The organism is Homoserinimonas sp., from assembly GCF_056262345.1.
On the sequence record NZ_JBACFR010000053.1, the window covers coordinates 1 to 8,147 of the forward strand.

The 8,147-nt window shown below is 64.2% G+C and carries 10 protein-coding genes and 1 pseudogene; 9 read left to right on the forward strand and 2 right to left on the reverse strand.

Annotation, left to right across the window (positions count from 1 at the left end; translation table 11 throughout):
• From AC062T_RS02625 to AC062T_RS02650, 6 genes and pseudogenes are all read left to right on the forward strand, one after another.
• Window positions 1–312 (forward strand): annotated as a pseudogene (locus tag AC062T_RS02625) (tRNA (guanosine(37)-N1)-methyltransferase TrmD); the annotation flags it as partial.
• A 43-nt stretch (window positions 313–355) separates the two neighbouring features.
• Entirely contained in the window at window positions 356–847 is a 492-nt protein-coding gene (locus tag AC062T_RS02630) for a hypothetical protein (RefSeq protein ID WP_476027131.1), read from the forward strand.
• 174 nt (window positions 848–1,021) lie between these two features.
• On the forward strand, window positions 1,022–1,369 hold the full coding sequence (gene rplS, locus AC062T_RS02635; RefSeq protein WP_108517126.1) for a 50S ribosomal protein L19: 348 nt from the start codon (window positions 1,022–1,024) through the stop codon (window positions 1,367–1,369).
• A gap of 75 nt (window positions 1,370–1,444) precedes the next feature.
• Window positions 1,445–2,200, forward strand: coding sequence for a signal peptidase I (gene lepB, locus AC062T_RS02640; protein ID WP_476027134.1), 756 nt, complete (start codon window positions 1,445–1,447; stop codon window positions 2,198–2,200).
• A 1-nt stretch (window position 2,201) separates the two neighbouring features.
• Window positions 2,202–2,858: a ribonuclease HII gene (locus AC062T_RS02645; RefSeq protein ID WP_108517122.1), complete on the forward strand. Its 657-nt coding sequence runs from the start codon at window positions 2,202–2,204 to the stop codon at window positions 2,856–2,858.
• A gap of 74 nt (window positions 2,859–2,932) precedes the next feature.
• Window positions 2,933–3,256: a DUF2469 family protein gene (locus AC062T_RS02650; protein WP_108517120.1), complete on the forward strand. Its 324-nt coding sequence runs from the start codon at window positions 2,933–2,935 to the stop codon at window positions 3,254–3,256.
• Window positions 3,257–3,292: 36 nt separating this feature from the next.
• Here AC062T_RS02650 and AC062T_RS02655 read toward each other — a convergent pair whose 3' ends face one another.
• Window positions 3,293–4,594, reverse strand: coding sequence for an LCP family protein (locus AC062T_RS02655; RefSeq protein ID WP_476027137.1), 1,302 nt, complete (start codon window positions 4,592–4,594; stop codon window positions 3,293–3,295).
• A 154-nt stretch (window positions 4,595–4,748) separates the two neighbouring features.
• Between AC062T_RS02655 and AC062T_RS02660 the strand changes: the two genes are divergently transcribed.
• From AC062T_RS02660 to dprA, 3 genes are read left to right on the forward strand one after another with little or no spacing between them, the layout of a single operon-like run.
• Complete coding sequence (locus tag AC062T_RS02660; protein WP_476027139.1) at window positions 4,749–5,120, forward strand: YraN family protein; 372 nt, start codon at window positions 4,749–4,751, stop codon at window positions 5,118–5,120.
• Window positions 5,120–6,655 carry a YifB family Mg chelatase-like AAA ATPase gene (locus AC062T_RS02665; protein WP_476027141.1) on the forward strand — a complete coding sequence of 512 codons (1,536 nt, stop codon included), beginning with the start codon at window positions 5,120–5,122 and terminating at the stop codon, window positions 6,653–6,655. Before AC062T_RS02660 ends, AC062T_RS02665 begins: the two co-directional genes overlap by 1 nt.
• Window positions 6,652–7,884: a DNA-processing protein DprA gene (gene dprA / locus AC062T_RS02670; RefSeq protein ID WP_476027143.1), complete on the forward strand. Its 1,233-nt coding sequence runs from the start codon at window positions 6,652–6,654 to the stop codon at window positions 7,882–7,884. The genes AC062T_RS02665 and dprA overlap by 4 nt, the downstream gene beginning before the upstream one ends.
• A gap of 22 nt (window positions 7,885–7,906) precedes the next feature.
• Here dprA and AC062T_RS02675 read toward each other — a convergent pair.
• The coding region (locus AC062T_RS02675) for a hypothetical protein (RefSeq protein ID WP_476027145.1) at window positions 7,907–8,147 on the reverse strand (241 nt) is incomplete at its 5' end.

The window sequence follows — 8,147 nt, forward strand, 5'->3', positions numbered from 1 at the left end:
GTTCGCCTCGTAAGCCTCGGCGACTATGTCCTCAACGGGGGAGAGGTCGCCACGATGGCCATGATCGAGGCCATCGGTCGGCTCATTCCTGGCGTTGTCGGCAACCCAGAGAGCCTCGTTGAAGAGAGCCACGAGGGCGGGCTACTCGAGTACCCGAGCTACACCAAGCCTGCGGTATGGCGCGAACGTGAGGTGCCGCCTGTGCTCCTGAGCGGCAACCACGCTGCGATCGCGCGGTGGCGGCGCGAGCAGCAGATCGAACGCACCCGCAGCGTGCGGCCCGAACTGCTGCCGCCACCGGCGCTCGACTAACCGCGTTCGGCGGGCGTCCAGCGCCGACCACTACTGTGAGGCCATGTCTGCGCGCCGTCTGTTTGTCCCGATCATCTTCGGGGCCGCCATTGTGCTGCCCCTATGGCTTATCCTCGCCCGCGCCTTCATCCTGCGAGTCGATGACTGGCAGATACCGCTGGTAACCCTGTCCGGTGTCGCACTCGGAGTCTTTATGGCGATCGTGGCGACCGTGACCTGGTTTCGCAAGTCGGTGCGCGAAGGGGGAGGCCCCTCGGCATGGGACCTCGGGCTGCTGTCTGCCTGGTACCTGTCGATCATCCTCGCCGGGGTGGTCGAACACGGCGCGATCTCGATTCCCGTGATCCTCGTCGGCCTCGCGGCGTTCTGGAGTGCCGTGTGGCAGCTCCTGTCGGAGACTAAGCGCCGCGTTCAGTCGGCCATCGACACTTTCGAGATCTCGGTTCCCTCGGCGCAGGAGTATCGCAGGACGCACCCGCGACCCGACGCTCCGCTCGCTGGCCAGGTCATCCGCATCGACCCGCCTGAGGTCTAGCCGCGGTTCGCATCCTCCGGGCGAATTAGCACCGCAGGGCTGCGTGTGGCAGAATGAGTGTTTGTGCCTGCGCACGACTCTGCCACAGGGGAGTCTGCAGTCTTATGGCACCATCCCTTTCTTGCAGAACCGAGAACGCGGTCGACCTGTGGCGGTCGCAGAGAGCGAACAACAATGCATATTCTCGACGCCGTCGACGCGGCTTCCCTCCGTTCCGACATTCCGGAGTTCCGCGCCGGTGACACCGTCAAGGTGCACGTCAACATCATCGAGGGCACCCGCTCCCGTGTTCAGGTCTTCCAGGGCGTCGTCATCGGCCGCCAGAACGAGGGCGTTCGCGAGACGTTTACGGTTCGCAAGGTCAGCTTTCAGGTCGGCGTAGAGCGTACCTTCCCGGTGCACTCGCCCGTGATCGACCGCATCGAGGTCGTCACCCGCGGTGACGTCCGTCGCGCCAAGCTTTACTACCTGCGCGAACTGCGTGGCAAGAAGGCCAAGATCAAGGAAAAGCGCGACAACTAATTCGGGCTAGTTCCGATCCCTCAGAGGTTTACCGAGCTCCCCACCACATAAACTGGTGGGGAGCTCAGGGGTTTAATGACAGACAATTCTTCGGCGGAGGCAGACTCCGCCGCCGTTCCGAGACGCCGCAGCAAAGGCCGCGGCGTCGCGCTCTTTCTTCGCGATCTCCTGATCATCTTTATCGCCGCGATCATCATCTCGGTGGGAATCAAGACCTTTCTCGTTCGGTCGTTTTACATCCCGTCGTCGTCGATGGAGAACACGCTCCAGATCAACGACCGCATCATCGTGAACCAGTTGGTTCCCGACATGGTCGAGCTGGAGCGGGGCGACATCGTCGTGTTCCGAGACCCCGGCGGATGGCTCACCCAGGTTCCTGAGGAGACGCGCCCGCCGCTGGTGGAGGCGCTCGATTGGTTCCTCGCACTCATTGGATTTAGCGCACCGGATAGCAACGATCACCTGATCAAGAGGGTGATTGGCCTGCCGGGCGACGAGGTCGCCTGCTGCAATGCCTTCGGCCAGATGTCTGTCAATGGTGTTCCCCTGGACGAGCCCTATCTCAAGCTTCCTGACCGGGTGAATAAGGTCGCCAAAGACGACTTCGCCGTCACCGTTCCCGAGGGTTCACTCTGGGTTATGGGCGACAACCGCTACAACTCTTGCGATTCCCGCTGCAACGTGACGGGCCCGAGCAAGGGTTATGTACCGGTTGACAATGTCGTGGGGCGTGCCGTGATGATCAGCTGGCCCACAGAGCGCTGGACGTGGCTCGACAATTACCCCACAGTCTTCGAAGGAGTCGCCGGGGCCCAGCCCTTGGCCAAGTGAGATGGCAGCCGCAGCACCCACTCTTGAGATTGAGGCCGATCTTCACCGCCAAGGCGCACGGTTCGTCATCGGATGCGACGAAGTCGGTCGGGGGGCTATCGCAGGTCCCGTAGGGGTAGGGATGGCGGTGGTCTCCGAGATCATGCCGCCGATCCCCGAGAGGCTGCGTGACTCGAAGCTGCTCAGCGAGAAGCGACGGGATGAATTGGAGCCGCTCACCCGCGACTGGGCGCTGTTTAGTGCCGTCGGGCTGGCTACGGCGGACGAGGTTGACCGCCTGGGAATCTCGGCGTGCCTAGGCCTCGCTGGCAAGCGCGCTCTCATGAGCCTGCATGAGGCGGGCGTTGCAATCCACGACTCTGTAATCCTGCTCGATGGTCACTTCGACTGGCTGTCACCCGCGCTCGTCAACCCGCTGAGGGTGCAAACGCGCACGAAGGCCGACCGGGACTGCGCGTCGGTCTCGGCCGCGTCCATCGTGGCCAAGGTGCATCGCGATCGCATCATGATCGCGGAGGACACGCGCATTCCCGGCTATGGCTGGTCGGGCAACAAGGGATATGGCAGCGCTGCGCACTATGAGGCGATCGACAGGCTCGGGCCTAGCGAGCTTCACCGCCACACCTGGCTCAAGACGCAACTCGAGATCGCGCTCTAGCGAGCAGAAGCTTCGTCTACGGTCGATTTCGGGGGCATCGGGTGCCGCAGGGATGAGCGTAGGATTGAACCGCTATGGACGAAGACGAATTCGAAGACTACGACCGCGAGGTTGAGCTGGCGCTGTTTCGCGAGTACCGCGATGTTGTGTCGCAGTTTCGCTATGTCGTCGAGACCGAGCGGCGCTTCTATCTGGCCAACGAGGTCGAGCTGGTCCGTCAAGACACGGAGCATGACTTCTACTTTGAGCTGACGATGAAGGATGTCTGGGTGTGGGATGTCTACCGCTCTGACCGCTTCGTTAAAGCCGTCAGGGTGCTCACCTTTAAAGACGTCAACGTCGAGGAACTCAACGCCAAAGAGCTTGAGTTGCCTAAAGAGCTCGCGCTCGACGAGTAAGTCCAGGGCAGCCCCCAGACCGCTGCGTTCTGCGGGCTATTGCCCCGCCGAGCAGGTGAGAGTGCCGGCGGTTTGACCCTTCACCGTTCCTGGCAGATCAATGATTGCCGGGGCTGTTGGCTCGGTCGTCGACTCTGGCGGAGTGCTCGCCCCCGCGTCGACCGATCCTTCTCCGGCACCCGCCTCGTTATCCGCGCCAGCGGCTGCGTCTGGTTCGACCGGCTCCGGCACCGTGGGATCCGTCAGGGAACCGTTGCCGAGCCCACCCGTAATGGCGAGCTGCTGGTCGGCCTTGATAGCGCCGAATAGCACCGCGGCATCCTTCTTATTCGGCACAACTACGCTCTGGCTTCCGGCCATTCCTATGGCCCCGGGGTACTGCAGGAACAGCACACTGTCGAGCGGAATGTCTTTGAGGGCCACCGCGATCGAGGCCAGGGTGTTCACGTTCTGCAGGCTGTTCGACATCTGCATATTGCTGATTGCGGCTTTGGCGAGCCCGTAGACGGTCACCACATTGGAGAGGGTCTCTTCGCTCTTGATCTTGCGCACGAGGGCCGAGAGAAAGACTCGCTGGTTGTCGTTGCGGCTCAGGTCACTGCCGTCGCCGACTCCGTAGCGGGTGCGCAGAAACTGCAGTGCGTCCCATCCGGCCAACGTGTGCTCGCCGGCATCCAGGCTGAAGCCGATCTGACGGTCGCGGATGGCCGTGCCTACGCAGACATCGACGCCACCGACGGCGGTCGACATCTGGATCACGCCGTCCATCTCGATCTTGGCGGCATAGGGGATCTCGAGTCCCGTGAGCTTTTCGACCGTGAGCACGGTGCAGGCGAGGCCTCCGCGGCCGAGCGAGCTATTGAGCTTCTGCGACGTCACGGCTCGGTTCTGGTTTCCGTCCTCGTCGGTGCAGGCGGGAATGTCGACCAGAAGGTCGCGGGGAAAGCTGATAACCGTGGCGTTGGTGTGATCTTCAGAGATGTGCATCAGCATTGTGACGTCATTGAGTTCGGCCTCGCGTTTGCCATAAGCGGCGTTGCCTTCCCCTCCGTCGCTTCCGATGAGCAGCAGGTTTACTCCGCCTTCGATCGCGCCGATATCGGGAACGGTCTCTTCGCCCGCGAGCGCGATGCCCGGCTTGAGCTGGCTGGTCAGGCTTAGGGCGGCTACTCCGCCGACGAATACGGTGCTGACTACGGCGACGGCGGCGACGGATGCTACCAAGCGAAGTAGGCCGCGGCCCGTTCCATTGCGCGGCAAACGTCCATGCCGGGCTACTGTTTCGGCGGGAGTCGAGCTAGGGCTGTCTCGGCGGGCCGATCGTCGTTCTGAGGTCACAACCGCTCAGCATATTCACGCCCTCCTGTACATCAGGTGAGATTGTCTGGGCTTCTGTCCTCCCCACCACAGCGGTCATAGCCCGTTCCACCGCGATCGACTTCTGCTCAATCTGCGCCGTCCCCAAGGGAGAGAGTCGACGCAGGAGGTGGTTATGTCCGCTAAGGATGAGCTAGGCGAGTGGGGTGAGAATCACGCTGCGGCGTTTCTTGCCAGGGCGGGATACACGATTCTCGAAAGAAACTGGCGCTGCCAGCAGGGCGAGATCGACATCGTGGCGTTCGATGGGCGTGACACGGTGTTCGTTGAGGTCAAGACCCGGTCGAGCCTGCGATATGGCCACCCGCTCGAGGCCATAACCCCGCAGAAGCTCGCCCGGCTGCGCAGGCTCGCTGCCGCCTGGTGCGAGCAGAACCCCATTGAGCTCACCGCCCTCCGACGCCGCAGCATCCGCATCGATGCGATCGGGGTTCTCCGGCGATCTGGAGCTGTGCCGGTCGTCGAACACGTCATGCGAATCCACTGATGGCGGTCGCACGAACCAATGCGGTTGCGCTGCTCGGTCTCGCCGGTGAACTCGTCGAGGTTGAGGCCGATATCTCGAGCAATCTGCCAGGTTTTGCGATCATCGGTCTGCCCGATGCCGCCCTCGGCGAAGCTCGCGAACGCGTTAGGGCTGCGGCGGCGAACTCGGGATGCCCGCTGGCCAGTCGCAAGATCACCGTTAACCTCTCGCCCGCATCACTGCCCAAACACGGTTCGGCCTTCGACCTTGCCATCGCGCTCGCGTCGCTCGCCGCCGATGGAGCGGTCTCGGCGGAGTCGGTCGCCTCTGTTGTGCATCTCGGGGAGCTGGGGCTCGACGGCAGACTGCGCCCGACGGTGGGCATCCTCCCGTCCGTCGTCGCTGCGGCCAGGGCGGGATCGACGACGGTCATGGTGCCCGTGGGCAACCAGCACGAAGCCGAACTGGTGCCCGGCATCAGAGTCGTGGGGGTCGCCTCCCTCAGGGACGCCGCAATCTGGCATGGCAGCGAGCTTGATCCCATACCCGTGGATGCTCTGCACGCGGCTCCCGTCGCGGAGGGCCACGATCGCGACGACACCGACCTCGCCGATGTCATGGGCGGCGCCGAATCGATCGACGCGCTTGTCGTTGCGGCTGCGGGAGGGCACCACCTTTTCATGCTGGGCCCGCCCGGGGCGGGCAAGACGATGCTTGCTGCGCGACTCCCGGGCCTGCTTCCCGACCTAACGCCGGACGAGGCGCTGGAGGTGAGCTCCCTTCGGTCACTCTCTGGCCGCCGCGTCGGCCGTGCTCTCGACGCGCGGCCTCCGTTCGAGGCGCCGCACCATACCGCGACCGCCGCGTCACTCGTCGGCGGTGGCAGCGGCGTGATTCGGCCGGGCGCTGCGGCCCGGGCCTGCCACGGAGTTCTTTTTCTCGACGAAGCTCCGGAGTTCTCGAGCTCCGTGCTCGATACCCTCAGGCAGCCGCTTGAATCGGGCTCCATCACGATCCACCGTGCGAATGCAGTCGCTAGTTTTCCGGGCCGATTCCAGCTCGTACTCGCCGCAAACCCTTGCCCCTGTGGCAACTACGGCGGTGCCGACGCTGAGTGCACGTGCCCTCCCGCGGCGCGTCGCCGATACCTGGCTCGGCTCTCGGGTCCGCTGCTCGATCGCATCGATATTCAGTTGCGGGTCAACCGCATTACCGCAGCTCAGATGCGGCTCAGCGAAGACGGCCAGCGGGTCACCACGGGGGATGCTCGGCGCCGGGTTGTTCTTGCGCGGGCTGCTGCTGCCGAGCGACTGAGCGCGACGCCGTGGCGGCTCAACTCTCGGGTGTCTGGGGTCTGGCTCAGGGCCCCGGCGCACCGACCCCCTGCTAACGCGACGGCGTCACTCGACCGAGCGCTCGAGAGAGGGGCCATCACTATGCGCGGATACGACAGGGTGCTGCGCACCGCATGGACCATCTCCGATCTCGATGGTTCGTCGTCTCCTCGTGCCGACCACATCGGGCGAGCCCTGTTTCTGAGGAGAGGTATTTCATGACCATATTCGGACTCGCCACGAGCGAGGTGTCTGCCCACGTTTCGGCGGTGGCTGCGGCAGCGGATGGAGACGAGGCCGCGGAGATCTTCGCGCGTGCGGGCTGGTCGGGGATCGCTGAACCGGGTGACCGTGTGGCAGGGGAGCTCATTGCGGCGTTAGGCCCGGCCCGAGCGTTGACTGTTCTCATTGATCGTGCCCCTGCCGAGTCAATTGCTGCGGAGATTGCCGATTCGGATGCGGCACCGAACGACGTAGGTGCTGCCGATGTCGCGAAGGCCCTCGATCGGTGGACGCCACGCCTGCGTTCCTCATCAGCGCTTCTCGCGCTCGCACAGGCAGCGCGGTTGGGGGTGCGTCTGCTTACTCCCAGGGACCCGCTCTGGCCAGCCTCCCTTGCCGATTTAGGTCCCCATGCGCCCATCGCGCTCTGGGTGAGGGGCACGGAGGAGGCGCTCGCCGCGCTCGACCGCTCCATCTCCCTCGTCGGTGCGCGGGCTGCCACCGGATACGGCGAGCACGTGACCATGGAAGCCTCTGCTGGGCTCGTCGATCGCGGATTCGCGATCGTGTCTGGTGCTGCTTATGGAATCGATGGCATGGCTCACCGAACTGCGCTCGCTAGCCGGGGAGTCACCGTCGCCTTTCTTGCCGGTGGCGTCGATCGCTTTTATCCCTCGGGGCACGATGCCCTCCTCGCGCGAATGGTGGAATGCGGAGCGGTTATTTCTGAGCTGCCCTGCGGTGCGCAGCCGAGCAAATGGAGATTCCTACAGCGCAACAGGTTAATCGCCGCGACGGGTCAGGCCACCGTCGTTCTCGAGGCCGGTCAGCGGTCGGGCTCGCTCAACACAGCTGGCCATGCTGCGGCTCTAGGCCGCCCCCTCGGTGCGGTTCCCGGACCCGTCACGAGTCCCGCGTCGGCGGGGTGTCATCGGCTCATTCGAGAGTTTGATGCAGTGTGCGTCACTACGGCGCAGCAGATGGCCGACCTCGTCGACGGGGGATCAGGTTTGCCGGGGTCGGAGGGCCCGACGAATAGTTCGCGGTCGGCCGCTGCGACGCGCGTTCTCGATGCCCTTTCCCCGCGATCGCCCAGGGATACTGCCGATCTCGCGGCGCGTTCCGGCCTGGCCGTCGCCGAGGTTCAGGCAGTGCTCGGTGAGCTCGATCTCGAGGGAGCCGTGCGCGAGCGCGAAAGCGGCTGGGTCTCTACTGTCTCGTCGCGGTAGAGGCTCGAGAACCACCGGGCGGTCACAGATGGGTGAGGATGCGCTCACGGCGAATATTGCCGGCAACCAGAGCAAAAACGACGGTGTCGACCACGACCAACACTCCCGAGGCGCCGAGTGCGACAGCAGTATCGAAGAGCATCAGCCCGGATGCCTGGCTTACGACAACGCCAACGACAGGGAGAACGATGAGCACGGCGGCCCCCTGTGCGCCCTGCACGGTCGTTGAGCGCCCCGAAACCGCCACGATGAGGCACGTCGCC

Bases quoted from the DNA above. Each gene is read 5' to 3' on its own strand.
- AC062T_RS02630 (WP_476027131.1), top strand. From the start codon at position 356: ATGTCTGCGCGCCGTCTGTTTGTCCCGATCATCTTCGGGGCCGCCATT.
- rplS (WP_108517126.1), top strand. From the start codon at position 1,022: ATGCATATTCTCGACGCCGTCGACGCGGCTTCCCTCCGTTCCGACATT.
- lepB (WP_476027134.1), top strand. From the start codon at position 1,445: ATGACAGACAATTCTTCGGCGGAGGCAGACTCCGCCGCCGTTCCGAGA.
- AC062T_RS02645 (WP_108517122.1), top strand. From the start codon at position 2,202: ATGGCAGCCGCAGCACCCACTCTTGAGATTGAGGCCGATCTTCACCGC.
- AC062T_RS02650 (WP_108517120.1), top strand. From the start codon at position 2,933: ATGGACGAAGACGAATTCGAAGACTACGACCGCGAGGTTGAGCTGGCG.
- AC062T_RS02660 (WP_476027139.1), top strand. From the start codon at position 4,749: ATGTCCGCTAAGGATGAGCTAGGCGAGTGGGGTGAGAATCACGCTGCG.
- AC062T_RS02665 (WP_476027141.1), top strand. From the start codon at position 5,120: ATGGCGGTCGCACGAACCAATGCGGTTGCGCTGCTCGGTCTCGCCGGT.
- dprA (WP_476027143.1), top strand. From the start codon at position 6,652: ATGACCATATTCGGACTCGCCACGAGCGAGGTGTCTGCCCACGTTTCG.